The following is a 24,918-nucleotide window of genomic DNA, read 5'->3' as shown; positions in this document are numbered from 1 at the left end:
CGGGCGCGACGGGTGTTACCGGTCATGCTTCGTCGCGCCCGGGTGCGCTCCTACGATCCGGTGTGTTCGAGCTGGTGGTTACAGCGGACGTTTGCCGGTGTCGCCGGGAATTTCGCGCACCAGGCGCGGCACCAGGTAGCCGGACAGGCGCGCGGCCAGCTCGGTGTGCAGCGCGCGCGCGCGCGCATCGTCCACTTCGAAATGCGCCACGCCGGCCACCCGGTCGAGCTGATGCAGGTAATACGGCAGCACGCCGGCGGCGAAGCTGCGTTCGCTCAGGGCCGCCAGCGCGTCCACGCTGTCGTTGACGCCGCGCAGCAGCACGGCCTGGTTGAGCAACTGCGCGCCGGCCCCGCGCAGGGCGCGCATGGCATCGTCCACGGCGGTATCGAATTCGTTGGCGTGGTTGGCATGCACCACGAAGGCCACCGGCCACGGCAGGCTGCGCAGCCAGGCCAGCAGCGGCGCGTCGACGCGCTCGGGCAGCACGATCGGCAGCCGGCTGTGGATGCGCAGGCGCTTGATGTGGCCGATGGCAGCCAGCGCGTCGGTGAGTTCGGCCAGCTTGCCGGTGGCCAGCGACAGTGGGTCGCCGCCGGACAGCAGCACTTCGTCGATGCCAGGGTCGGCCGCGATCGCGGCGACCGCGTCGCGCCAGCCGTCGCGCGCGGCGGTTTCCTCGGCATACGGGAAGTGGCGGCGGAAGCAGTAGCGGCAGTGCACCGCGCAGCTGCCGGTGGCGATCAGCAGCGCGCGGCCGCGGTATTTCTGGATCACCCCGTCGGCGGTCTTGGCGGCGCCATCGCCGACCGCATCCAGGCCGAAGCCGGGCACCGGCCGCATTTCATCGTCCAGCGGCAGCACCTGGCGCAGCAGCGGGTCGTGCAGGTCGCCACGGCGCATGCGCGCCACGAATGCCTGCGGCACCCGCAGCGGGAACTGCGCGGCGGCCGCGTCGCTGATCCCGGCCGCCTGCGTGTCCAGGCCCAGCAGCGCCAGCAGCGCGCGCGGGTCGCGCACGGCGTCGCGCCACTGTTGCTGCCAGCGCGGCGGTTGCAGGGTGGGCGGCGGAGATGGCTGCAAGGCGAGGGGGGCTGCGGGTATCATGTGCGGTCACAAAACCAATGCCCGCCGGTTGCGGCGGGCGCCCCATTCTAATCCGACCTGCCACGGCCTGTGGCAGGTCGTGGTCTTATCGAGGAGCTGCACCATGGCCACTGTTGGCATGAACGACGTCAAGAACGGCATGAAGATCCTGGTCAACAACGAGCCGGCGGTCATCACCGAGACCGAATACGTCAAGCCGGGCAAGGGCCAGGCCTTCACCCGCATGAAGTACCGCTTCATCAAGTCCGGCCGCGTGGTCGAAATGACCATGAAGGCGACCGACGACGTGGAAGTGGCCGACGTGGTCGATACCGACATGCGCTACCTGTACAGCGACGGCGAGTACTGGCACTTCATGGACCCGGAAACCTTCGAGCAGGTGCAGACCGACAAGGCCGGCATGGGTGGCGCCGACAAGTGGCTCAAGGGCGAGGAAGACTGCATCGTGACGCTGTGGAACGGCACGCCGATCTGGGTGCAGCCGCCGAACTTCGTCGAGCTGAAGATCACCGAGACCGATCCGGGCGTGCGCGGCGATACCTCCGGCGGCGGCGGCAAGCCGGCGACGCTGGAAACCGGCGCGGTGGTGCGTGTGCCGCTGTTCGTTAACCAGGACGAAATCATCAAGGTCGACACCCGCTCGGGCGAATACTCGGCGCGCGTCAAGTAAGACGATGCGTCCGGGACACTGGCCTGATCGAGCGGGACGCGGTGCCAGTGTCGTGTTGGGGCTGTGGGGTGCGCTGCTTGCGTGCCCGGCGTTTGCGCAATCGGCTGCCGCAACCTGCGATGCCGATGACGTGGCCGCCGTTGCGGCCATTGCAACCTCCGGCGTCGTGGGCGGCGCTGCTGCCACGGTGCCGGCCGACCGTCTGGTGGCCCAGAGCTGCAAGCCGTGGCCGAACGATGCGGCGATCCGGCTGGCGGCAATCGCATTTGCCGGCGACGCGGAGACCGTGCCTGGCGAGCGCGACCTCGAGTTGCGCGTGGCCATGCTCGATGCCGCCAGCGGCAAGGTGCTGGCGTTCTACGCGCAGGCAATGGGCGAGGACGCCGCCTTTGAACTGGCTGCCGACAGCCTGCGCCTGGACACCGCGCGCTACGACCTGGCCACGGGCGTGCGTGCGATCGGCGTGGTGGTGCGCAGTGCCGCGCGCGGGCCCAGCTGCCCGGATTTTTACAGCAATCAGGCATTGACCCTGCTGGTGCGCGAGGGGCGCAGCCTGCGCCCGGTGCTGCAACGCGATCTCTATGCGTGGCAACGTGTGAAAGGCGAGCCGTGCAGTCTGGGCAAGGACGATGTGATCACCGAAGTGGCCAATCTGAGCGTGAGCATGGCGCCGCAGGTACACGCCGGCTACGCGGACATCGTGCTGACAGCCAACGTGGCTACCGTGGAGAGCGCCGCTGGCAGCGACACCGATACCGAACGCACCCGTCGCGTGCGCCAGATGCTGCGCTACGACGGCCAGCGCTATGTGCCTGTGGCCGGTGGCGATCCCAGCTGGCCGTTCGACAATTAACCTTTTATGGATCCGCTCATGACCAATGCCCCTCCCGAAGTCTGCGACCTGTTGATCGAAGCCGGTTACGTCGTGCCGATCGAGCCGCATGCGGTGGTGCTCGACGATCACGCGGTGGCGGTGCACAACGGCGTCATCGTGGCGATCCTGCCGACCGCCGAGGCGCGCCTGCGGTTTGCGCCGACGCAGACCGTCTCGCGCCCGGAGGCGGCCCTGATCCCGGGCCTGGTCAATGCGCATACGCACAACCCGATGACGCTGCTGCGTGGCGTTGCCGACGATCTGCCGCTGATGGTATGGCTGCAGCAGCACATCTGGCCGGTGGAGGCGGCGGTGATCGGGCCGGAATTCGTCGCCGACGGCACCACGCTGGCGATCGCCGAAATGCTGCGTGGCGGTACCACCTGCGTCAACGAGAACTACTTCTTCGCCGATGTGCAGGCGGCCGTGTACAAGCAGCACGGGTTCCGTGCGTTGGTCGGCGCGGTGATCATCGATTTCCCTACCGCCTGGGCATCATCGGACGACGAATACTTCGCACGGGCCGGCGAACTGCACGACCAGTGGCGCGACGATCCGCTGATCAGCACCGCCTTCGCGCCGCATGCGCCGTACACGGTCAACGACGCCAACTTCGAACGCGTGCGCATGCTGGCCGACCAGCTGGATCTGCCGGTGCATCTGCACACGCACGAAACCGCGCAGGAAGTGGCCGATTCGGTTGCCCAGTACGGGCAGCGCCCGCTGGCGCGGCTGGACCGCCTGGGGCTGGTCAACGACCGCCTGATCGCCGTGCACATGACCCAGCTCACCGAGGCGGAAATCCACCTGTGCGCCGAGCGCGGCGTCAGCGTGGTGCATTGCCCGGAGTCCAACCTCAAGCTCGCTTCGGGCTTTTGCCCGGCCTGCGCGCTGCACCGTGCCGGCGTCAACCTGGCGATCGGCACCGACGGCTGCGCCAGCAACAACGACCTGGACATGTTCAGCGAGAACCGCACGGCGGCGATCCTGGCCAAGGCAGTGGCCAACGATGCCACCGCACTGGATGCGGCGACCACGCTGCGTGCGGCCACACTGGGCGGCGCGCGCGCGTTGGGCTTCGGCGACAGGATCGGCTCGATCGAAATCGGCAAGCAGGCCGATCTGGTCTGCGTGGATCTGTCCGCACTGGAGACCCAACCGCTGCATCATGTGCTGTCGCAACTGATCTACGCTGCCGGCCGTCATCAGGTCACCGATGTGTGGATCGCCGGCAAGCCCAAACTGGTGCAGCGCGAGCTCATCGACATGGACACCGCTGCCCTGGTCGCCAATGCGCGGCAGTGGCGCGAGCGCATCCGCACCGTCCGCGCCTGAGCGCGCGTCACCCCATCACGGAGCTCCGCATGAATCCGAATCCCCAATCCAATTCCAGCAACTTCCATCAGAGCGAGCTGGACAAGTTCGCGGCGCTGGCCAACCGCTGGTGGGATGCCGACGGCCCGCAGAAGCCGCTGCATGCGCTCAATCCGGTGCGCCTGGACTACGTGTCCGCGCGGCTGGGCCTGGCCGGCGCGCGCGTGCTCGATGTCGGCTGCGGCGGCGGTCTGCTCAGCGAGTCGATGGCGCGCCTGGGCGCCCAGGTCACCGCGATCGACCTGGCGCCGGAGCTGGTCAAGGTGGCGCGCCTGCACAGCCTGGAATCGGGCGTCCAGGTGGATTACCGCGTGCAGTCGGTGGAAGACCTGGCCGCCGAACAGCCGGGCAGTTTCGATGCGGTGACCTGCATGGAAATGCTCGAACACGTGCCGGACCCGACCGCGATCATCCGCGCCTGCGCCAGCCTGCTCAAGCCGGGCGGCAAGCTGTTTTTGTCCACGCTCAACCGCACCCCGGCCGCGTTCGCACTGGCGGTGGTCGGCGCCGAGTACATCGCGCGGCTGCTGCCCAGGGGCACGCATCACTACAAGGATTTCATCAAGCCGGCAGAGCTTGCGGCGTGGTTGCGCAGTGCCGAACTGCAGCTGGAAGACGTCAGCGGCATGGTGTACGAGCCGTGGCGCAATCGTGCGCGCCTGTCGTCGCGGACCGAGGTCAATTATCTGGCTTATGCGGTGAAGCCGTGACGGGCGGGGATTGGGCAGTGGAGATTCGGGATTCGCAACGGCACGTGCGTGTTTGATGTCGGCCGAATCGCAATTTACCGATGACCGCAGGCAAGCGCAGAGTAGCGGGGCGTCAATGAAGTTTCCGCGTGCGGTGTTGTTCGATCTGGATGGCACCTTGCTGGATAGCGCGCCGGACATGCTGGCGACCGTCAACGCGATGCTGGATGCGCGTGGGCGTGCGCCAATCGCCTTGGCGCAGTTGCGTCCGGTGGTGTCCAAGGGCGCGCGCGCGATGCTGGCGGTGGCGTTTGCCGACCTCGATGCGGTCGAGCGCGATGCCTTTGTGCCGGAATTCCTGCGTCGTTACGAGGCCTTGATCGGCACGCAGTCGCAGCTGTTCGACGGTGTCGAAGAACTGCTGCTGCGGCTGGAGCGTGCCGGTTGCATCTGGGGCGTAGTCACCAACAAGCCCGAATATCTGGCCCGGCTGATCCTGCCGCAACTGGGATGGGAGCAGCGCTGCGCGGTGCTGATCGGCGGCGATACGCTGGCCGAGCGCAAGCCGCATCCGCTGCCCTTGCTGACCGCGGCCGAGCGTATCGGCGTTGCGCCGGCGCACTGCGTCTACGTCGGCGACGACGAGCGCGACATCCTGGCCGCGCGCGCGGCGGCGATGCCGTCGGTGGCGGTGTTGTGGGGCTATCGCCTGCATGACGACGAGCCGTCGCGCTGGCAGGCCGACGTCCTCGTCGCGCAGCCGCAGACGCTGTGGGATGCCGTGGCGTGGCCGCAGACCTGATCTTCTTTCGTTTTCTTCCGGACCCGCCATGAGCCAATCCAGCGCTCTCGACAGTTTTCTCGACAAGTGGCGCACGCGCTGGCCGGAATGGTCGGTTGCCGAGCCCTTCATTCCCGAGCCGCAGCGACGCCTCACGGCGGCCTGGTTTGCGCTGCTGCAGGAATGGGAAGACATCATGAACATCGCCGGCGACCCGTTGCCGGCCGACGCCAAGCTGGCATGGTGGCAGCAGGAGTTGCGCGACTGGTCGCAGCAGCGTTCTCGCCATCCGCTGGGGCGCGTGCTGGAGCCGGTGCCTGCGCCATGGGCGCAGTTGGCCGACACCTTGCCGGCCATGCAGGACGCCCGTGCGCAGCCGCAAGCGTTGCAGCAGGCGTTGGCGAGATTGCGTGCCTTCGCCGAGGCCGTGGTCGGCGTGGAAGCCGCGCTGTTTGCGCGCACCCAGCCTGGCGATGCCACCGCGGTGGCGCTGCAATGGCTGGACGCACGCCAGCGTGTGGCCGGCGACAGCGCCGCACCCGGCGACATGACGCTCGCCGCATGGCGCACGCAATTGCTGCGCGCCTGGCCGCGCAAACCGGCGTTGGCGCGCCCGCACCGGGTATGGTCGCGGCTGGCGCGCCTGCGCCTGCAGCGCGAGCTTGCCGGCAAGGCCGCCTATCCACCGCCCGTGCAGCAGTTGTGGCATAGCTGGCGTGCTGCCAGCGGCGCGGACTGAGCGCGCGGATCTGGTTCCGTTAGTGCACGACCAACGACGTGGCGAAGGTGCCGCAATCGCAGGAAACGACAACGCCTGTCGGCGTAACGCATCACACGGCTTGCCGACAGGCGGGGGTGGCAACGTCTACGCGCTGCGATCCGGCGACGCGGATGGCCTGGTGTGGCAGCCGTCGGTCCGCGCTGCCGGCACCGCTATTGCCGTATTCGTAGAAACGGTTGGCCGAATTGACACAGGTGCTGCTGCAGTACGGGCGGCTGACGGTGGATGCATTGCATGGTGCGGTCTTGCAGATGTGGCTGCCCAGGCTGGAATTGCGCACCGTGACCTGGCCATTGGGCGAGTTTCCGTTGACGTAGGCGGACAGGCTGCCGATGCCCTCGTCCCAGGCGCGCCCTGGGTTGGCGCGATGCATTTATTTATATAAAGGTGAAAATGCATTTTTTAACTGAAACGCCATTTATCATCGGCATTTTAATGACTGCCATTGGTTTGTTCGTAATGCTTTCAATCTTCAAGCCTAATAAAGACGAGTTGGTGAATATAAAAAACTGGAAGACCAAGGGGGAGTGGCATGGTGAGATAATTACTACCGAGCCTAAAAGCTGGTCGCCAACAGGCGCCAAGTATGGTGATGAATTCTTCTATAATTTCAAGGTATCACTTAATGTTGCTGGAAAACCGAATCTATATACTGCGAAAGGGTTGGTAAGGCCAAATGACATTCATAAATTAAAGAGAGGCATTAAAGTCATTGTTAAATATAGTGAGGGTAAGTCGCCAAAAGTCGCTGTAGTTGATGTGTTGTATTAGTCCTTTTTAACTGTGCCGTAGATAGGTTAGGCAACTTGTTATTTGCTTTAAGTTGCGGTAGCGAGGGTGGCTAGGTTTACGTATTCCAAAGTGGTGGAGTTATTGGAGTGGCAAGTCCCTGACATGTATTGGGTTGGATATAACATGTAAAAAGCTATTCGCAAATAGCAGCGCGGAAATTTCATCCTCTAAGCACCGACGTCCCCCGATTTTGAGTAGCACCGCAGTTTGTAGTCCAATTCCCTAGCCGAAGGAGATTGGACGTGAAGAAGCGCTTTTCCGAAGAACAGATCATTGGCTTCCTGCGCGAAGCCGAAGCGGGCGTGGCGATCAACGACTGTGCCGGCGCCATGGCTTCAACGAACACTGGTTCCCGACACTGCTGCACGCACGTATGCCCCACAGCTGGCGGCACCGATATCATCAACCCCGGACTCTAAACCCGGCCGCTACTCAGGACGGGCGGACGTCGTGATCAGGGCGGCAAAGAAAGGACACAAAAGAGGTCCTTGAGGCGCTATCCGCCGATCTGCGCTGTCCTACATCAGGCCGGCGGCGCGGGTGCAGCCGCCCACATGCACGGCCAACTTCGGCGCCAGCTTGGTGAGCTGGGTGGCGATGCTGGTGTACGGGATACGGTGGCGCATCGCGTACTTCGCCGGATGTGTCGACACATCGTGGGTCAGCACGGCAATCCCGCTAATCTGCAGATCGGGCGGCAGGCCCAGATCACCCATATGGCTGCATTACCCCAGCGCCTCTCTCAAGAGCCGTTGAGGATTCTCCGCAAGGTCATCGCGATTCAGATCAGCAAACGATCGATCAACGCCTGCTCGTAATCGTTGAGAGGCTGATTTTCGTAGAGCTTGTCGGAGGCGTCGACTAGCGCCCGGCCCTCGACTTCACGCCCACTTTCGCCATACACGTGGCCGAGGTTCTCCAGCGACTGCAGGTTGCCGTGCTTGGAGAAGGAAATCAGATACCAGCGCTCGGCCGCCTCGAGTTCGCTCAGGCGGTGGTAGGCCACCGCCAGATTGTGCTGGGCGTAGACGTGATCGGATTCCAGCGCCTGCAACAACGCCTGCCTGGCCTGTTGGTAGTCCTCGAGCTGCAGGTACAGCAGGCCGAGGTTGTTGTAGCCGTCGATATTCCCCAGCTCGGCAGCGCGCCGATAGGCCTGCTCGGCCTGCGGGTAGCGCTTGGCGTGCAGATGGACGTCGCCAAGCAGGTTCAGCGCCTCCGCATGATCGTGGCGCACTGCGTTGTCGAGGTGCTCGACGGCGGCGTCGTGATCGCCGTCCTGATAGGCCATGCTGCCGAGGTAGAAGTGGCTGCGGGGGCAATCGTACGCGGCGGCTTTCTGGAAGTATTGGCGGGCGGCGTCGTGATCACCGTCCTGATAGGCCAAGATGCCGAGGTTGTAGTGGCCGCCGGGATAATCGTGCTCGGCGGCCATCTGGAAGTGTCGATGAGCGTCGGCGTGATCTTCACGCGCCAGGCTCACGGCGCCAACGCCGTTCATCCAGCGCGGGTCGGCGGGGCACGCCTTGGCAAGGGTCTGGAAGTACTCCAGCGCGGTGTCCAGATCCTGCTCGCGAAACGCCGCCCACGCCTGCTCACTGAGCGCGGTCGCCTGCTCGTCACTGAGGTTTTTTTTATTCATGAACCACATGATGTTTCCTGCCTTGCGAGCAGGTCAAGGATGTGTGCCGTGAGCCGGGTATTTCCGATGCGACGTACTACGTCTGGAAGTCCAGGTACGGCGGCACGGAAGCCTCGGACGTGCCGCGGCTGCGTGATGTTGAGGCCGAGCACGCCAAGCGCAAGCGGATGTATGCCGCGTTGGCGATGGACAACCATGCGTTGAAGGATCTAACCGCAAAAAAGCTGTAGACCCTGCGTATAAGCGTCCGTTTCTTGCCTGGCTCATTGAGCAGCATTGTTGGAGCGCGCGCCGTGCCTGTTCAGTGGTTGGCGCGGCTCGCTCAACGGCGCGCTATCGGCGTTGTCCCGATCGCGACGTGGAGGGCATTGCATTGTTGTCCGAAGTGGCCGAGCGCTTTCCCGAGCGTGGTTTTGGAAAGCTCTTTCCAGATTATCCGCCGTCGCGGACAGGTGTGGAACCACAAAAGGGCCTGGCGCGTGTATTGTCCTGATGAAGCTCAATCAGCGTCGTCGCAGCAGGCGCCGGGTCCCTACGCGCTATCCCCAACCGTTGGCGTGCGGAGCATGCCCCAATGCCGGGCGGCCTGGCAGGCGAGCTTACTGACATGGGTGCTACAGCTGCCCGGTGTCGAGGCGCAATGTTCAAGGGCTTTGCTGGCATCACGCTCTGCAAGGTGACTGCGTCGCAAACACGCCGCATGGGTGGTCGCCATTTATACAGGTGCACCATTGCAGAGGGGGCGATCGCGTTGCCGCCGTGTGCAGGCAGGAGTGCGCATCGTCACATGCCGTGGGCGGGGAGACTTCCAGACTGAGTCACCCGCGTAGACACGCGCATGTGAGACATCGAGATGGCAGACCCCAAAGAGCTGCAGGAAAAATTCTGGAAAGCCCTGAAATCCGATCGCACCGTGATGCTGGGCCTGGATGGCGTGGAAGACGGGCATGCCCGCCCGATGACCGCGCAGATCGAAGGCGATAGCGGTGGTCCGATCTGGTTCTTCACCTCTAAGGACAATGCGTTGATTGCCATGCTGGGGCAGGGCCGCCGCGTCATCGGCGCCTTCAGCAGCAAGGGGCACGACCTGTTCGCCAGCATCAGCGGCTCGTTGCGCGAAGACACCGATCCGGCCGTGGTTGAGCGCCTGTGGAACCCGCATGTGGCTGCCTGGTACGAAGGCGGCAAGGACGATCCCAAGCTGGCGCTGCTGCGTCTGGACACCGATCACGCGCAGATCTGGCTCAACGGTTCCAGTCTGCTGGCCGGTATCAAGGTGTTGTTCGGCGTCGATCCGAAAAAGGATTACCAGGACAAGGTGGCGGACGTTCCGCTGCGCTGAGGCCTGCTGCACGCCTGCACGATCTTCGAGATGGTGCAGGCGTTCTCATTTCACTGCTGTCGCTTGCGCAAGCGCCGATCCAGTCGTAAGGCTGGATCGGCGTTGTCAGCCTGGATTGCAGACAAGAACGTTCATGGCACTGCGCGTTCACGCGCTGCCTGACAGAGGAGAAAAAGATGCAACAGATCGAAATCGGCCAGATGGTGTTTCTGCGCGACGGCGAAGTCGGCGTCGGTGCCGTCCGCGAGGTGCGCAAGGATGGCGCGGAGCTGGTCATCAATATCGAAAACGGGGGCGACTTCGTGCTGCCTGCGTCGGTGGTGCGTGATGTGCATTCCGGCAAGGTGATGCTGGATGTCGCGCAACTGCCGGAAGAGGTACGCAACGCCTTGCGCCATCCGCACGACAACGAGTTGCCAACCAGCACCTATGCGGCCAGCGATCCGCACGATGGCGCGCTTACCTAAGTAGGTTGGCTAGCCGCACCCAGCTTCAGAGTCTGGTGGCGCGCCATCAGGAAGCAGAAACGTCCGCGGCGCGGCGTCGGACGCGCCCGCCGACGGCAGCGCCGGTTGCTCGGCCTCGTCCTTGAGCTGTACGCCGGACAGCTTGCGCCGGAACGATTCGCGCAGCAGGTACGCAAGCTTGTGCGTGGCTTCGGCGTAACTCAGTCCTTCGGCGCGGATATTGGAGATGCAATTGCGCGCGGCGTCGGTCAGGCCGACGCGCGGGGTGTAGGTCAGATACAGGCCCAGGCTGTCGGGCGAGCTCAGCCCTGGTCGCTCGCCGATCAACACGATCACCAGACGCGCCTTGAGCAGTTCGCCGACTTCGTCGCCGATGGCGACGCGGCCTTGCGCGATCAACGCTACCGGCGCCAACGACCAGCCTTCGTGCGCAGCCAGCGCGTCGATATGCTCCAGCATCTGCGCTGCGTGTCGATGCACCGCCAATGCAGAGAGTCCGTCGGCGACCACCACCGCGATATCGTGCCCGCCGCCGTGGACCGCAGTCAGGCCACGCAGGTGCGCGGCCGCATCCTCGCCCAGGCGCCGGCCCAGATCCGGACGTTGCAGATAGGTGTGCCGGTCCACCGCTGCGCTGTGCAGCAGAATGCTGTCCCGCCCGCGCTGTTGCAGCGCTGCCTGCAGCGGCTGTGGGTCGAGTGCCAGATGCACCGCATCGCGCGCCTGCGCATGCGCAAGCTGGAAATCCAGATGTGCCGCGGTCGGCAGGCTGGTGCCGACGCGCCCCAGCGCAATGCGCGCCGGTGTGAGCTGACGCAGCTGCGCCCAGGCATCGCGCGGAGGGGTGGTGGGGCTGCTCATTGCACGCTGCCGGCGTTCAATTGCTCCAGCGCACGCCGGAACGGTGCGGGAAGCTCGCTGCCGAGTTCGAAGCGGCCATCGCGCAGGCGCAGGATGCCCTGCTGTTCCAGCCAGTGCTCGAACTCGGGCGCAGCGCGCAGCCCGAGCGCCTGGCGCGCATACAGCGCATCGTGGAACGAGGTGGTCTGGTAGTTGAGCATCACATCGTCGGAGCCGGGAATGCCCATGATGAAGTTGATGCCGGCGGTGCCGAGCAGGGTCAGCAGCACGTCCATGTCGTCCTGGTCGGCTTCGGCATGATTGGTGTAGCAGATGTCGCAGCCCATCGGCACGCCCAGCAGCTTGCCGCAGAAGTGATCCTCCAGCCCGGCACGGATGATCTGCTTGCCGTCGTAGAGATATTCCGGGCCGATGAAGCCCACCACGGTGTTCACCAGCAGCGGCTTGAACTGCCGCGCCACGGCATAGGCACGTACCTCGCAGGTCTGCTGATCGACGCCATGATGCGCATTGGCTGATAACGCGCTGCCCTGGCCGGTCTCGAAATACATCACGTTGTCGCCGACGCTGCCACGCCGCAGCGACACCCCGGCGTCATGGCCTTCCTGCAGCAGCGCCAGATTGATGCCGAAGCTGGCGTTGGCCGCTTCGGTGCCGGCGATCGACTGGAACACCAGGTCCACCGGCACACCGCGGTTGATCGCGTCGATGGTGGTGGTGATGTGCGCCAGCACGCAGGACTGCGTGGGGATCTGGTAGCCGGTGATCACCGCATCGAGCATGCGCAGCAACGCGGTGGTGGCGGCCAGGCTGTCGCTGGCAGGATTGATGCCGATCACCGCATCGCCGTTGCCGTACAACAGGCCATCGAGCACGCTGGCGGCGATGCCGGTGGCATCGTCGGTAGGGTGGTTGGGCTGCAGGCGCGTGGACAGGCGGCCACGCAAGCCCAGCGTATTGCGAAAGCGCGTGACCACGCGCGTCTTCTGCGCGACCAGGATCAGGTCCTGCACGCGCATCAACTTCGAGACTGCCGCCACCATCTCCGGTGTCAGTCCGGGCGCCAGTGCGGCCAGTGCCGCTTCGTCGGCCTGCGCACTCAACAGCCAATCGCGAAAGCCACCGACGGTGAGATGCGCCACCGCGGCAAATGCGGCCGCATCGTGCTGGTCGACGATCAGGCGGGTGACCTCGTCCGATTCGTACGGCACCACCGCTTCATCGAGGAAGTGACGCAGTGGCAGGTCCGCCAGCGCCATCTGCGCGGCCACCCGCTGCAGCCCGGAGTCGGCGGCGAGCCCGGCCAGTTGGTCGCCCGAGCGCGGCGGCGTGGCCTTGGCCAGCAAGGTCTTGAGATCGGCAAACTGGAAGCGCTCGCCGCCGGCGGTAAACGCGAACCCGCTCATCTGGCATTGGCCGCAGGCGTGGCCTGGCTGCGCAAGCTCAGCACGCAACACAGCGCACCGAACAGCAGCAGGCCCACGAAGATCAGCGCCACGATCGGGTTGAACCAGACCATCGCCACCAGACACACCAGCGCCAGCAGCAGCGCGATTGCCGGTACCACCGGATAGCCCGGCGCGCGAAAGCTGCGCTCCAGCCCGGGTTCGGCGCGGCGCAGCTTGAACAGGCTGAGCATGCTCATCACATACATCACGATCGCGCCGAACACCGACATGGTGATCATCGCCGCGGTCAGCGACATGCCCTGGATCTTGACCACGCTGTCGCTGCAGATCGCTGCGATGCCGATCGCGCCGCCGGCAAGAATCGCGCGATGCGGCGTGCGAAAGCGCGACAGCCTGGCCAGCCCGTGCGGCAGGAACCCGGCACGCGCCAACGCGAAGAACTGCCGCGAATAGCCCAGGATGATGCCGTGGAAGCTGGCCACCAGGCCGAACAGGCCGATCCACACCAGCATATGCAGCCAGGTCGAGCTGTTGCCGACCACGGCCTTCATCGCCTGTGGCAACGGGTCGTTGATGTTGGAGAGCTGACGCCAGTCGCCGACCCCGCCCGCAAACACCATCACGCCCAGCGCCAGCACCACCAGGGTGAGGATGCCGGCGATGTAGGCGCGCGGAATCGTGCGCTTGGGATCCTTGGCCTCTTCGGCCGCCATCGCCGCGCCCTCGATCGCCAGAAAGAACCAGATCGCAAACGGAATCGCGGCAAAGATGCCGGAAATGGCAGCCGGGCCGAACACATCGTTACCGGCCCAGCCATTGGCGGCAAAGCGCGCAACGCTGAAGCCCGGCGCCACCACGCCCATGAACACCAGCAGCTCGATCACCGCCAGCAAGGTCACGATCAGCTCGAAGGTGGCGGCGATCGCCACGCCGACGATGTTCAAGCCCATGAAGATCGCATACGCGCCGATCGCGGCGATGCGCGGGTCCAGGGTCGGGAACTGCACGTTGAGATAGGCGCCGATTGCCATCGCGATGGCCGGCGGCGCGAACACGAATTCGATCAGCGTGGCCAGGCCCGCCAGCATGCCGCCGTAGGTCCCGAATGCGCGCAGGCTGTAGGCGAACGGCCCGCCCGCATTGGGGATGGCGGTGGTCAGCTCGGTAAAGCTGAAGATGAAGCAGGTGTACATCACCGCGACCAGCAGCGTGGTCACCAGAAAACCCAGCGTGCCGGCGGTGCCCCAGCCGTAGCTCCAGCCGAAATACTCGCCGGAAATCACCAGACCCACGGCGATCCCCCACAGTTGCCAGGTACCCAGGGTGGGTTTGAGTTGCTCGTTGCGCATGTCGCACATCTCCTGCGGTCGGGGGAGGGGAGATGACGCAGGTCCGGCGGCTAGGCACCGGACCGACGGCCAGTGACCGATCGTCCACCGTTGCCCGGTGACGATCGACGGTCGTCCCGGTTATACCCCAAAGCCCTGCGGCGAACACAAGCGCAACGGGTGGGTCGCAGACACCATGCCGCCGTGGCGGCACACGGCGCGCGCTAGCTATTTGCTGCGCTCAAGCACCAGCAGCGGATCGATGCGTACATCGAACCAGTTCATCCCCCAATGCAGATGCGGCCCGGTCGCGCGCCCGGTGGCACCGACTGCCGCAATCACCTGGCCTTGCTCCACGCGGTCGCCCACCTTCACGTCGATGCGCGACAGGTGCAGAAAATTCGAACTCACCCCGAAGCCATGGTCCAGCAACACCGTGCCGCCGGTCAGATACAGGTCCGGCGCGGCAAAGGTCACCACGCCGGCAGCCGGTGCCTTGACCGGCGTGCCGGTGGGCACGGCGATGTCCATGCCCGAGTGGCCGGCACCGGGCTGGCCGTTGTAGACGCGCGCGTTGCCGAAGCGCCCGCTGATGCGGCCCTGCACGGGCCAGATGAAGGCCTGGGCGAAATCGGTGCGGGCATCGTCGCGGTCACGCGCGGCGGTGACCTGCGCCTGCTCGCGCTTGATCCGCTCGGCGATCGCCGCAGGCGGATTGACCGTCTTGGGCGGCACGCCGTTGACGCGCTCCACCGGCCAGTCGCGCGGCGTCACTGCGATGCTGGCGGTCTGTTTGCTGCCATCTGGCCGGGTGATCTGCACCTGCAACGGTCCGCTGGCATCGCGGCCGATGCCGAACACCACGCTGCCATAGCCACTGACCCGCAAGCTGCGGCCGGCGTACTGCACCTGGCTGCCCGCCGGCACCTTGCCGATCACCAGCGCGCCCTGCGAAGCGCTTTGCGGAAATACCACCTCCGCGGCGTCGGCGGACTGCGCAGCGACGCTGCCGGCAGCGAGCGAGAGCGGCGCCAACGCAAGCCAGGCGCCAACCATGGCTGCGCGCATCAGCGGTCGAAGGTCAGGCGCTGACCGGCGGCAGCGCCAATCAATTGTTCGCCATCCCACACCTGCTGGCCGTTGACCCAGGTCGCGGCGATGCGCGAGCGGAACGTGGTGCCCTCGAACGGCGACCAGCCGCACTTGGACAGCACCTGCTCGCGCTTCACGGTGAACGGGGTGTTGTCGATCATCACCAGGTCGGCGAAATAGCCCTCGCGCAGGAAGCCGCGCTCTTCCACATCGAACAACTGTGCCGGCGCATGCGCGAACTTCTGCACGATACGGGTGATCGGCAGCTTGCCCTCGTGCACCAGCTCCAGCGCAGCGACCAGCGCGTACTGCACCAGCGGCAGGCCGGAGGGCGCCTGTGCGTAGGGCTTCTGCTTTTCTTCCCAGGTATGCGGCGCGTGGTCGGTGGCGAGCACGTCGATGACGTCCTCGGCCAGCGCCTGGATCAGTGCCAGGCGGTCGTCGGCGTCCTTGATCGCGGGGTTGCACTTGATCAGGTTGCCCAGCCGCGCGTAGTCGCTGCGGTCGAAGCGCAGGAAGTGGATGCAGGTCTCGGCGGTGATGCGCTTGCGCAGCTTGCCCTCGGCATCGACCAGCGGGCCGGCTTCGAACAGCGCCAGCTCGTCGGCGGTGGAGATATGCAGCACGTGCAGGCGGGTGTTGTGCTTGCGCGCCAGCGACACCGCCAGCAGCGAGGATTTCAGGCAAGCCTCGCGCGAGCGGATGTCCGGATGCATCTCCGGGGTCAACGCGTCGCCGTACTTCTCTTTGTACTGCGCCAGCGTCGCATCGATGGTGGGGGTGTCTTCGCAGTGGGTGATGATCGGCGTCGGCGCGTCGCGGAAGATCGCGTCCAGCGTCTCGGGGTTGTCGACCAGCATGTTGCCGGTGGAGGCGCCCATGAACACCTTGATGCCCGGGGCGGTCTTCGGGTCCAGCGTCTGGATCGCGGCCAGATTGTCGTTGCTGGCGCCCATGTAGAAGCCGTAGTTGGCCCAGGCGCGCCCGGCTGCCGCGTCGTACTTGGCCTGCAGTGCGGCCGCGTCCAGGGTCGGCGGGTTGGTGTTGGGCATGTCCATGAAGCTGGTCAGGCCACCGGCCACCGCGGCGCCGGATTCGGTCGCGATATCGCCCTTGTGGGTCAGGCCCGGCTCGCGGAAGTGCACCTGGTCGTCGATCATGCCCGGCAACACCCAGCGTCCGGCCGCGTCCACCACGGTGTCGCCTGCGGCTGGGGCGATCTTGCTGGCGATCTTGGCGATGCGGCCGGCTTCGATCAGCAGATCGGCGTCGAATTCCTTGCCTTCATTGACCAGGCGGGCGTTGACGATGAGGGTTCGGCTCATGGATGAGGTCCTTTGCAACTGCAGGAAGGGGAAGCGGGCGAGGACGCGGGCGCGTCGGGGACGGGATCGAACCCGCCCGGATGAAAGGGATGGCAGCGGCCAAGCCGGCGTGCGGCCAGCCAGCAACCGCGCAGCGGGCCGAAGCGGCCGATCGCGGTCATCGCATATTCCGAGCAACTGGGCGCGAAACGGCAGCGCGGCCCCAGCAGGGGGCTGATGAACCGCTTGTAGAAGCGCAGCAGCGCGATGAGCAGGCGTGAGATCACTTGCCAATGATATGCCACTTGGATTAATACGTGGTTGCCGGGGGTCCGTGGGGTAAGCTATAAAGGCCCGCTTTCCCGGGCCCCGGGGGAACCAAGGATGAGCGTTTCGTGGCTGCTAAAAAACCTGCAAAAAAGGCCGTAGAGGCCGCCAAGAAGTCCGCCAAACCCGTTGCGAAGAAGGCAGCGGCGCCTGCCGCTGCAAAATCGGCCGCCAAGCAGGTCAAGCCAGCTGCCAAGCAAGCGGTTGCCAAGAAGGCAGCTGCGAGCAAGACCGCGGCCAAGCCGGCGCCGGTCGCCAAGACCGCAGCGTCCAAACCCGCGGCCGCCAAACCTGTAAAATCTTCTGTCGCCAAGCGTGCTGCCAAGCCGGCGGCGAACAAGGCAGCTCCGGCTGCCGCCAAACCGGCCGCCAAGCCGGTGGCGCCCAAGTCCGTACCGAAGCCGGCTACCAAGTCGACTCCGGCCAAGTCAGTCCCGGTCAAGGCTGAAAAGCCCGCGCCCGCACCGGCCTCCAAGGCCGCCCCTGCGAAGCCGGCAAAGCCTGCGACCCCGTCACTCAAGAATCCCGTGCCCGTTTCGAAATCTTCAGCAAAAACGCCAACCAAAACCGAAGCCCCCGCCAAGCCCGCCGCGACCCGTCCGGTCGGCAAGGTGGCCGTGGCCGTGACCTCCAAGCCGTCCAGCCCGACCCCCAAGACCAAGTACAAGGTGGTCGAGTACAAGACCGATGAGGCCACCGGTCGTCCGATCCTGCCGCAGGGCTACAAGCCTGCAGCCGATGAGGAGTACATGAGCAAGCTGCAGCAGGAGTACTTCCGTCAGCGTCTGCAGAGCTGGCGCAACGACCTGATCGAAGAGTCCAAGCAGACCATCGAAAACCTGCGCGAAGAAGTGCGCGACATCGGCGACGAAGCCGAGCGTGCAACGCGCGAGACCGAGAACTCGCTGGAGCTGCGCACCCGCGACCGTCACCGCAAGCTGATCGGCAAGATCGACAGCACGCTGAAGCGTCTGGAAGACGGCGACTACGGTTACTGCGTGGACACCGGCGAAGAGATCGGCCTGGACCGGCTGGAAGCGCGCCTGACCGCCGAACGCACCATCGACGCCCAGGAGCGTTGGGAGCACCTGCAGAAGCAGCAGGGCGACTGATCGTTCGACAAGGTCCAGGCCTTGTCCGTCGACTGAAAGACCCCGCCATGCGCGGGGTTTTTTATGCGCATCGTGCAAGCGCAACGGACGTTGCAGTGGTCGACACGCCTGGCGCGTGTCATGCGGCCAGGCAGGCATCGATCAGGTGATATCGATCAGACCTGCGGGCACCGTCGCAGACTTCACTGCCGCAGACCTCACTGCAGGTCGCGCAGATCCAGCTTGCGCAGCTTGGGCGCCTTCCACGCGGTGGTGGCGACCACGACCAGGGTCACGCAGCCGCCGATCACCACGGCCGGCACCAGGCCGACCAGGCGTGCCATCACCCCGTCGTAGAACGCACCCAGCTCGTTGGACGAGCCGATGAAGATGCCATTGATCGACGACACCCGGCCGCGCATCGCATCGGGCGTGGCCAGCTGCAGGATGGTCTGGCGCACCACCACCGACACCCCGTCGCACATGCCGTAGACCAGCAGGATCGCCGCCGACAGCCAGAAATGCCGCGACAGGCCGAACGCGATGGTGCACAGCCCGAAGCCGGCCACCGACAGCATCAGGATGCGCCCGGCATTGCGCTGCAGCGGGTGCCGCGCCAGCCACACGCCGACCACGATCGAGCCCAGTGCCGGGGCGCCGCGCAGGATGCCCAGCCCTTCCGGGCCGTAATGCAGGATGTCGTGGATGAAGGCCGGCAGCATCGACACCGCGCCGCCCAGCAGCACCGAGAACATGTCCAGCGCCATCGCGCCCAGCATGATCTGGTTGGACAGCACGAACTGCGCACCTTCGGCGATGCTGCGGAAGATCGGCGCACGCGGGCCTGTATTGACCGGCTCGCTGACACGCAGCAGCGCCAGCGCCAGGATCGCCACCAGCGCCACGCCGGCAGCCACGCCATAGGCCAGGCCCTTGCCGCCCCAGCCGACCAGTACGCCGCCCAGCGCCGGGCCGATCACCATGCCGGCCTGGAAGGTGACGCTGCCGATGCTGGCGCCGCGCGCGAACGCCTCGCGCGGCAGCGCACGCGCGAACAGCGCGTTGTAGACCGGCGACAGGAACGAGCGCGCCGCACCGGTCAGCGCGATGGCCGCGTAGATCGGCCACACGCCCTGCACCGGCAGCCAGCCATGGGCGATGGCCAACAGCAGCAACGCAGTGGCGACCAGGCCCAGCACCGCGACCATGCCGAGGCGTCGGCGCGGCAGATGATCGACCAGATAGCCGGCAAACGGCGCGATGCAGAAGAACGGCAGGATCTCCGCCAGGCCGATCAGCCCGAGCGAGAGCGGATTGCGGGTGATCTCGTAGATATGCCAGCCGACCGTGACCGCGACGATCTGGTACGACAGCATCGCCGCCACGCGATACAGCAGCACCAGGCCGAAGCCGGGGTGGGCGAGCAGCGTACGCAGCGAAGCGGCGGGCGAGGGCGTCGGCGTGCTCACTGCTGGGCGCGGGCGGTGTCGCGGATGAAAGCCAGCATTGCCGCCACGCCGTTGCTGCGGGTCGGCGACAGATGCTTGGCCAGCCCGATGCCGGCGATGTAGTCCGGCTCGGTGGCCAGGATTTCCTGCGCACTACGCCCGGAGTACACGCGCAAGGCCAGATAGATCAGCCCGGAGACGATCGCCGAGTCGCTGACGGCGTGGAAGTCCAGTCGCTCGGCATTGCCCTCGGGCACGATCCACACCATCGACTGGCAGCCATGCAGGCGGTGTTCTTCGGTCTTCCACTGTTCGGGGAAGCTGGGCAGCTTGCGGCCCAGGTCGATCAGGTACTGGTAACGCTCGGACCAGTCGCCGAAGAAGGAGAACTCCTCGGCAATGGCGGCCTGTGCGTCGACGGCGGTGGGTTCAAGCGGGAAGGGGGTGGTGGTCATCAGAAAATCCAGATTCGGTCGGTGGTAGCGCTGCCCGGCGACACCGCAATGGCGCCCCTCACGTGCCGGGGCGAGAAGGCGCGGTTTGCGCGCCATGGGCGCGCGTGCCTTGGAGCGCCCGCGCCGCCAGCGCGGGCCGGGGCGCGGAGCGGGGGTTGGGGCGAGGGTACGGGCAAAGCCTCGCTGGAATTCGATGCGGGTGGCTTCGCCCTTACCGCAAGGAAGGTGCATGTGGCTGCGCTCGCACCCTGATCCGCCCCTACGGGGCACCTTCCCCCAAAGGGAGAAGGGAGGAGGGTCATGCGCGCTTCCAGCGCACGCCTTGCGGAGTGTCTTCCAGCACGATGCCTTCGTCGGCCAGCTGCGTGCGGATGGCGTCGGCGCGGGCGAAGTCCCTCGCTTTCTTGGCGGCATTGCGTTCTTCGACCAGCGCCGTGATGCGCGCATCGTCGCCGGCGTCGGTGCCGCGCGAGAACCAGGCGGCCGGATCCTGCTGCAGCAAGCCCAGCGCCAGGCCTGCGCCGAGTAGCCGCGACTTCAGGCCGGACAGCGCGGCAACACCTGCCGATGCGTCGCCGCCCTGTGCGAGTTGGGTGCGCAGCGCGCGGGCCTCGGAGGCAATGCTGGCGATGACCGACAATGCAAGCGGGGTGTTGAGGTCGTCGTCGAGCGCGGCTTCCACCTCGTCGGGAATCGTGGCCGGCTGCGCGGGGGCGATCCCGGCAGCGTGTTCGGCCGCGGCCAGGTCGCGCAAGGTGCCGTACAGCCGGTCCAGCGTGTTCTTGGCCTGGTCGATCAGGCCATCGGACCAGTCCAGCGGCTGCCGGTAATGCGCGCTCAGCAGTGCGTAGCGCAGCGCCTCGGGCGGGTGGCGGGCGATCAGGTCGTGCACGGTCTCGATGTTGCCCAGCGACTTGCTCATCTTGGCGCCGCTGAAATTGAGCATGCCGTTGTGCAGCCAGAACCGCGCAAAGGTCGCCCCGCCATGCGCGCATTCGCTCTGCGCGATCTCGTTCTCGTGATGCGGGAACTGCAGGTCCACGCCGCCGGCATGGATGTCGATGGTCGGGCCCAGGTGCGCGGCAGCCATCGCCGAGCATTCGATATGCCAACCCGGGCGGCCGCGGCCCCAGGGCGAGTCCCAGCCGGGCAGCTCGTCGCTGGAGGGCTTCCACAGCACGAAGTCGCCGGGGTCGCGCTTGTACGGCGCCACGTCCACGCGCGCGCCGGCCAGCATCTCGTCCGGGTCGCGGCGCGAGAGCTTGCCGTAGTGCGCAAAGCTGGCCACCGCGAACAGCACATGGCCTTCGGCGGCATAGGCATGTCCGTTGGCAATCAGCTGCTCGATCATCGCCACGATCTGCGGGATATGCGCGGTCGCTTCCGGTTCGATGTCCGGCGGCTGCACGCCGAGCGCGGCCATGTCCTGGCGGTAGATCGCGGCGAAGCGGTCGGTGATGGTCGAGATCGGCACACCCTGCGCCTGCGCGGCGGCGTTGATCTTGTCGTCCACGTCGGTGATGTTGCGCGCGTAGCGCAGCGCGCCGTAGCGCCGGCGCAGCAGGGCGGCCAGCACATCGAACACGACCGGGCCGCGGGCGTTGCCGATATGCGCGTAGTTGTAGACGGTGGGGCCGCACACATACAGGGTGGGGCTGGACGGATCGAGCGGTGCGAACGGCTCGACCCGCCGCGTCAGGTTGTTGTGCAGGCGCAGGCTCATCGGCATCTGAAAAAGGATAACCGGGCGATTCTAGCCGGTCGCGGCGATGTGGCGAACCAACCGCACGCGCGCAGCAGCGCCGGTGACCGGATGGGCTGCGTTCAGCCCAAGGGATCGCAAGCTCCATACACTTACGTATTGCCTGGCTGCGCCCTCCTGGTACTGATGCGACCTTCCCCGTTCTTCCTGCTGCTCTGTGTGTTCGCCTGGCAGGCATCGTCAGCGCACGCGGCGGAAACCGATCCCAAGAACCGGGTGGTGGTGATCGAGAACGTGAAGCTGGATTACGCGCAGGTGCTCAATGTCGAGCCGGTCTATCAGACCCTGCGTGCCACCCGCATGGAGGAACAGTGCGAGGCCGAGCAGGTCGCCCCGGTGGCAGCGGCACCGGTCGATGACGAAGGCCGTATCAACCGGATGGTGGATTCGGTCAAGGAGATGTTCTCCCGTCGCCCCGAGCCGGCGTCCGTGCCAATGGCGGTGCCGCCGACCAGCACACGGCGCAACTGCCGGGTGGTGGAAGTGCCGCGCGAGTTCCGGCGGCCGATCGCCTTCGATGTGGATTACGTCTACAAGGGCACCAAGTACCGTTCGCGGCTGCCGGAAGACCCGGGTAACCGGCTGCGCGTCCGCGTGTCGGTCACCCCCTATATCCCCGACGCCATCGTCGCGCCGCCGCGCTGAGCCGCGCGGCGGTTGCGCCGTGCCCGCATGCATGCGAGGATTCGCGCCCTATGTACGCAAACGCCTTTCAGCACGACACCAGCGCCGCCCGGATGGCCTCCGGCATGACCTCGCGTGCCCGCCGACCGGAATCCCACATTTTCGCTGGGTAACCGGAGCGTTTTGCTGTTCCGCCGTTGAAAACCCAGCCCGCAGGCTGGGTTTTTTCGTTTTGACGTCACAAAAGTTTCAACCGCAAGAAACGCGCATGTCGCGCACCCCGCCGCTCCTGGCGGACCACGCAGCAGAAGCACGCAGCACAAGGATCGATCGATGTCACTGAAGCACTTCTTGAACACCCAGGACTGGAGCCGCGCCGAACTGGACGCGCTGTTGACCCAGGCCGCGTTGTTCAAACGCAACAAGCTGGGAAGCGAGCTGAAGGGCAAGTCGATCGCGCTGGTGTTCTTCAACCCGTCCATGCGCACCCGCACCAGCTTCGAGCTGGGCGCGTTCCAGCTGGGCGGGCATGCGGTGGTGCTGCAGCCGGGCAAGGACGCCTGGCCGATCGAGTTCAATCTGGGCACGGTGATGGATGGCGACACCGAGGAGCACATCGCCGAAGTGGCGCGGGTGCTGGGCCGTTATGTCGACCTGATCGGCGTGCGCGCGTTCCCGAAGTTCGTCGACTGGTCCAAGGACCGCGAGGACCAGGTGCTCAGGAGCTTCGCCAAGTATTCGCCGGTACCGGTGATCAACATGGAGACCATCACCCACCCGTGCCAGGAGCTGGCGCACGCGATGGCGTTGCAGGAACACTTCGGCACCCAGGATCTGCGCGGCAAGAAGTACGTGCTGACCTGGACCTATCACCCCAAGCCGTTGAACACCGCGGTGGCCAATTCCGCGCTGACGATCGCCACCCGCATGGGCATGGACGTGACCCTGCTGTGCCCGACGCCGGACTACATCCTGGACCCGCGCTACATGGACTGGGCAGCGCAGAACGTGGCCGAAAGCGGCGGCTCGCTGCAGGTCAGCCACGACATCGACAGTGCCTACGCCGGTGCCGACGTGGTGTATGCCAAGAGCTGGGGCGCGTTGCCGTTCTTCGGCAATTGGGAGCCGGAAAAGCCGATCCGCGACCAGTACCAGCACTTCATCGTCGACGAACGCAAGATGGCGCTGACCAACAACGGCGTGTTCTCGCACTGCCTGCCGCTGCGTCGCAACGTCAAGGCCACCGACGCGGTGATGGATTCGCCCAACTGCATCGCCATCGATGAAGCCGAGAATCGCCTGCATGTGCAGAAGGCGATCATGGCTGCCCTGGTGGGCCAGGGCAGCCGGGATTCGTGATTGGGGATGTGGGATTCGCAACGGCGAACCCGGCTCCCGACCCAACCTAGTCAACTTCTAAAGAGACCCCCATGTCGCAGCAGACCGCTTCCACCAATCCCGAATCCCCACTCTCCAATCCCGGCACAAAGAAGGACATCGTCCTGGCGTTTTCCGGTGGCCTGGATACCAGCTTCTGCATTCCGTATCTGCAGGCGCAGGGCTATGCGGTGCACACCGTGTTTGCCGATACCGGCGGGGTGGATGCCGAGGAGCGTGATTTCATCGAAAAGCGCGCGGCCGAACTTGGTGCCGCCAGCCATGTCACCGTCGATGGCGGTCCGGCCATCTGGCAGGGCTTCGTCAAGCCGTTCGTGTGGGCGGGCGAGGGCTATCAGGGCCAGTATCCGTTGCTGGTGTCCGACCGTTACCTGATCGTCGATGCCGCGCTCAAGCGCGCCGAGGAACTGGGCACGCGCAGCATCGCGCACGGTTGCACCGGCATGGGCAACGACCAGGTGCGTTTCGACCTGGCAGTGAAGGCATTGGGCGATTACCAGATCGTGGCGCCGATCCGCGAGATCCAGAAAGAACACACCCAGACCCGCGCCTACGAGCAGAAGTACCTGGAAGAGCGCGGCTTCGGCGTGCGCGCCAAGCAGCAGGCCTACACCATCAACGAGAACCTGCTCGGGCTGACCATGTCCGGCGGCGAGATCGACCGTTGGGAAGCGCCGGGCGAAGGTGCGCGTGGCTGGTGCGCGCCGCGCAGCGAGTGGCCGGTCGAGCCGCTGAACGTCACCCTGAAGTTCGTCGAAGGCGAGGCCGTTGAACTCAATGGCAAGGCGCTGCCGGGCGAGCAGATCCTGGCCCAGCTCAACAAGCTGTTCGCGCCCTACGGCGTGGGCCGTGGCGTCTACACCGGCGATACCGTGATCGGGTTGAAGGGCCGCATCGTGTTCGAAGCGCCGGGCCTGATCTCGCTGCTGACCGCGCACCGCGCGCTGGAAGATGCGGTGCTGACCAAGCAGCAGAATCGCTTCAAGCCGGATGTGGCGCGCAAGTGGGTGGAGTTGGTGTACGAAGGCTTCTATCACGACCCGCTCAAGACCGACATCGAGGCGTTCCTGAAGTCGTCGCAGGCCAAGGTCAATGGCGAGGTCACGCTGGAAACCCGCGGTGGCCGCGTCGATGCGGTGGCGGTGCGTTCGCCGCACCTGCTCAACACCAAGGGCGCGACCTATGCGCAGTCGGCCGACTGGGGCGTGGAAGAAGCGGAAGGCTTCATCAAGCTGTTCGGGATGAGCTCGACGCTGTATGCCCAGGTGAATCGCTGAAGTTTCAGGGCACGTATGCAAAG

Annotated in this window: 25 protein-coding genes and 3 pseudogenes; 15 read left to right on the top strand and 13 right to left on the bottom strand. The window is 65.6% G+C overall.

Annotated elements, in window-relative coordinates; genetic code table 11:
• Positions 1 to 78 precede the first annotated feature (78 nt).
• Positions 79 to 1,107: an EF-P beta-lysylation protein EpmB gene (gene epmB, locus AC1PLS_RS11955; RefSeq protein WP_481103722.1), complete on the bottom strand. Its 1,029-nt coding sequence runs from the start codon at positions 1,105 to 1,107 to the stop codon at positions 79 to 81.
• Positions 1,108 to 1,210: 103 nt separating this feature from the next.
• On the opposite strand from epmB, the gene efp reads away from it, so the two are divergent.
• The 6 genes from efp (at position 1,211) to AC1PLS_RS11925 (ending at position 6,234) form a co-directional block, all read left to right on the top strand.
• The gene (gene efp / locus AC1PLS_RS11950; protein WP_007962665.1) at positions 1,211 to 1,777 is read left to right on the top strand and encodes an elongation factor P; all 567 of its coding nucleotides are present in this window, start codon (positions 1,211 to 1,213) and stop codon (positions 1,775 to 1,777) included.
• Between the two features lie 52 nt (positions 1,778 to 1,829).
• Positions 1,830 to 2,630, top strand: coding sequence for a PA3715 family protein (locus AC1PLS_RS11945; RefSeq protein WP_481103721.1), 801 nt, complete (start codon positions 1,830 to 1,832; stop codon positions 2,628 to 2,630).
• Positions 2,631 to 2,648: 18 nt separating this feature from the next.
• Positions 2,649 to 3,986, top strand: coding sequence for a TRZ/ATZ family hydrolase (locus AC1PLS_RS11940; protein WP_184431272.1), 1,338 nt, complete (start codon positions 2,649 to 2,651; stop codon positions 3,984 to 3,986).
• Between the two features lie 29 nt (positions 3,987 to 4,015).
• Positions 4,016 to 4,735, top strand: a complete 720-nt coding sequence (gene ubiG, locus AC1PLS_RS11935; protein ID WP_024940414.1) for a bifunctional 2-polyprenyl-6-hydroxyphenol methylase/3-demethylubiquinol 3-O-methyltransferase UbiG — start codon at positions 4,016 to 4,018, stop codon at positions 4,733 to 4,735.
• Between the two features lie 115 nt (positions 4,736 to 4,850).
• Positions 4,851 to 5,516, top strand: a complete 666-nt coding sequence (locus tag AC1PLS_RS11930) for a phosphoglycolate phosphatase (RefSeq protein WP_184431270.1) — start codon at positions 4,851 to 4,853, stop codon at positions 5,514 to 5,516.
• Between the two features lie 28 nt (positions 5,517 to 5,544).
• Positions 5,545 to 6,234 (top strand): isoprenoid biosynthesis enzyme family protein, encoded by a 690-nt coding sequence (locus AC1PLS_RS11925; RefSeq protein ID WP_104607973.1) that lies wholly within the window; start codon positions 5,545 to 5,547, stop codon positions 6,232 to 6,234.
• 175 nt (positions 6,235 to 6,409) lie between these two features.
• On the opposite strand, the pseudogene AC1PLS_RS11920 reads toward AC1PLS_RS11925, so the two are convergent.
• Positions 6,410 to 6,631, bottom strand: a pseudogene (locus AC1PLS_RS11920) (putative acyl-CoA thioester hydrolase); the annotation flags it as partial.
• 32 nt (positions 6,632 to 6,663) lie between these two features.
• Between AC1PLS_RS11920 and AC1PLS_RS11915 the strand changes: the two are divergent.
• Together AC1PLS_RS11915 and AC1PLS_RS11910 are read left to right on the top strand one after the other, a co-directional pair.
• Complete coding sequence (locus AC1PLS_RS11915) at positions 6,664 to 7,047, top strand: hypothetical protein (protein WP_481103720.1); 384 nt, start codon at positions 6,664 to 6,666, stop codon at positions 7,045 to 7,047.
• Between the two features lie 263 nt (positions 7,048 to 7,310).
• Positions 7,311 to 7,411: pseudogene (locus AC1PLS_RS11910) on the top strand (transposase); the annotation flags it as partial.
• 175 nt (positions 7,412 to 7,586) lie between these two features.
• On the opposite strand, the gene AC1PLS_RS11905 reads toward AC1PLS_RS11910, so the two are convergent.
• Both AC1PLS_RS11905 and AC1PLS_RS11900 read right to left on the bottom strand, forming a co-directional pair.
• Positions 7,587 to 7,784 (bottom strand): hypothetical protein, encoded by a 198-nt coding sequence (locus AC1PLS_RS11905; protein WP_164738893.1) that lies wholly within the window; start codon positions 7,782 to 7,784, stop codon positions 7,587 to 7,589.
• Between the two features lie 65 nt (positions 7,785 to 7,849).
• Entirely contained in the window at positions 7,850 to 8,719 is an 870-nt protein-coding gene (locus AC1PLS_RS11900) for a tetratricopeptide repeat protein (protein ID WP_184431266.1), read from the bottom strand.
• Between the two features lie 20 nt (positions 8,720 to 8,739).
• Here AC1PLS_RS11900 and AC1PLS_RS11895 point away from each other — a divergent pair.
• From AC1PLS_RS11895 to AC1PLS_RS11885, 3 genes and pseudogenes are all read left to right on the top strand, one after another.
• Positions 8,740 to 9,292 (top strand): annotated as a pseudogene (locus AC1PLS_RS11895) (transposase); the annotation flags it as partial.
• Between the two features lie 271 nt (positions 9,293 to 9,563).
• The gene (locus AC1PLS_RS11890) at positions 9,564 to 10,052 is read left to right on the top strand and encodes a pyridoxamine 5'-phosphate oxidase family protein (RefSeq protein WP_024940409.1); all 489 of its coding nucleotides are present in this window, start codon (positions 9,564 to 9,566) and stop codon (positions 10,050 to 10,052) included.
• Positions 10,053 to 10,228: 176 nt separating this feature from the next.
• Positions 10,229 to 10,519: a hypothetical protein gene (locus tag AC1PLS_RS11885; RefSeq protein WP_046343030.1), complete on the top strand. Its 291-nt coding sequence runs from the start codon at positions 10,229 to 10,231 to the stop codon at positions 10,517 to 10,519.
• Between the two features lie 9 nt (positions 10,520 to 10,528).
• On the opposite strand, the gene eutC is transcribed toward AC1PLS_RS11885, so the two are convergent.
• The 6 genes from eutC to yidD all read right to left on the bottom strand — a co-directional run bounded on the left by eutC (position 10,529) and on the right by yidD (position 16,818).
• Positions 10,529 to 11,380 (bottom strand): ethanolamine ammonia-lyase subunit EutC, encoded by an 852-nt coding sequence (gene eutC, locus AC1PLS_RS11880; protein WP_481103719.1) that lies wholly within the window; start codon positions 11,378 to 11,380, stop codon positions 10,529 to 10,531.
• Entirely contained in the window at positions 11,377 to 12,786 is a 1,410-nt protein-coding gene (locus AC1PLS_RS11875; protein ID WP_039521883.1) for an ethanolamine ammonia-lyase subunit EutB, read from the bottom strand. Before AC1PLS_RS11875 ends, eutC begins: the two co-directional genes overlap by 4 nt.
• Positions 12,783 to 14,147: an ethanolamine permease gene (gene eat / locus AC1PLS_RS11870; protein WP_481103718.1), complete on the bottom strand. Its 1,365-nt coding sequence runs from the start codon at positions 14,145 to 14,147 to the stop codon at positions 12,783 to 12,785. Before eat ends, AC1PLS_RS11875 begins: the two co-directional genes overlap by 4 nt.
• A 198-nt stretch (positions 14,148 to 14,345) precedes the next feature.
• Positions 14,346 to 15,185 (bottom strand): M23 family metallopeptidase, encoded by an 840-nt coding sequence (locus AC1PLS_RS11865; RefSeq protein ID WP_160954545.1) that lies wholly within the window; start codon positions 15,183 to 15,185, stop codon positions 14,346 to 14,348.
• On the bottom strand, positions 15,185 to 16,534 hold the full coding sequence (locus AC1PLS_RS11860; protein WP_046343021.1) for a dihydroorotase: 1,350 nt from the start codon (positions 16,532 to 16,534) through the stop codon (positions 15,185 to 15,187). Before AC1PLS_RS11860 ends, AC1PLS_RS11865 begins: the two co-directional genes overlap by 1 nt.
• A complete protein-coding gene (gene yidD, locus AC1PLS_RS11855; RefSeq protein ID WP_046343020.1) occupies positions 16,531 to 16,818 on the bottom strand; it encodes a membrane protein insertion efficiency factor YidD in 288 nt (95 codons plus the stop codon). The genes AC1PLS_RS11860 and yidD overlap by 4 nt, the downstream gene beginning before the upstream one ends.
• A 90-nt stretch (positions 16,819 to 16,908) precedes the next feature.
• Here yidD and dksA point away from each other — a divergent pair, with 90 nt between their 5' ends.
• A complete protein-coding gene (dksA, locus tag AC1PLS_RS11850; RefSeq protein WP_481103717.1) occupies positions 16,909 to 17,952 on the top strand; it encodes an RNA polymerase-binding protein DksA in 1,044 nt (347 codons plus the stop codon).
• A 197-nt stretch (positions 17,953 to 18,149) separates the two neighbouring features.
• On the opposite strand, the gene AC1PLS_RS11845 is transcribed toward dksA, so the two are convergent.
• From AC1PLS_RS11845 to cysS, 3 genes are all read right to left on the bottom strand, one after another.
• Complete coding sequence (locus tag AC1PLS_RS11845) at positions 18,150 to 19,400, bottom strand: MFS transporter (protein ID WP_481103716.1); 1,251 nt, start codon at positions 19,398 to 19,400, stop codon at positions 18,150 to 18,152.
• Positions 19,397 to 19,834, bottom strand: a complete 438-nt coding sequence (locus AC1PLS_RS11840; protein WP_016903219.1) for a SufE family protein — start codon at positions 19,832 to 19,834, stop codon at positions 19,397 to 19,399. Before AC1PLS_RS11840 ends, AC1PLS_RS11845 begins: the two co-directional genes overlap by 4 nt.
• 298 nt (positions 19,835 to 20,132) lie before the next feature.
• Positions 20,133 to 21,557: a cysteine--tRNA ligase gene (gene cysS / locus AC1PLS_RS11835; protein WP_481103715.1), complete on the bottom strand. Its 1,425-nt coding sequence runs from the start codon at positions 21,555 to 21,557 to the stop codon at positions 20,133 to 20,135.
• 186 nt (positions 21,558 to 21,743) lie between these two features.
• Here cysS and AC1PLS_RS11830 point away from each other — a divergent pair, with 186 nt between their 5' ends.
• The 3 genes from AC1PLS_RS11830 to AC1PLS_RS11820 all read left to right on the top strand — a co-directional run bounded on the left by AC1PLS_RS11830 (position 21,744) and on the right by AC1PLS_RS11820 (position 24,895).
• Positions 21,744 to 22,241: a glycine zipper 2TM domain-containing protein gene (locus tag AC1PLS_RS11830; protein ID WP_065031573.1), complete on the top strand. Its 498-nt coding sequence runs from the start codon at positions 21,744 to 21,746 to the stop codon at positions 22,239 to 22,241.
• 312 nt (positions 22,242 to 22,553) lie between these two features.
• Positions 22,554 to 23,579 carry an N-acetylornithine carbamoyltransferase gene (locus AC1PLS_RS11825; RefSeq protein ID WP_104569960.1) on the top strand — a complete coding sequence of 342 codons (1,026 nt, stop codon included), beginning with the start codon at positions 22,554 to 22,556 and terminating at the stop codon, positions 23,577 to 23,579.
• Positions 23,580 to 23,650: 71 nt separating this feature from the next.
• Positions 23,651 to 24,895, top strand: coding sequence for an argininosuccinate synthase (locus AC1PLS_RS11820; protein WP_481103714.1), 1,245 nt, complete (start codon positions 23,651 to 23,653; stop codon positions 24,893 to 24,895).
• Positions 24,896 to 24,918 lie beyond the last annotated feature (23 nt).

The organism is Xanthomonas sp. NCPPB 3218 (genome assembly GCF_056725185.1).
Note: the sequence above shows the minus strand (reverse complement) of the source record. Positions and strands in the feature narration are given on the sequence as shown.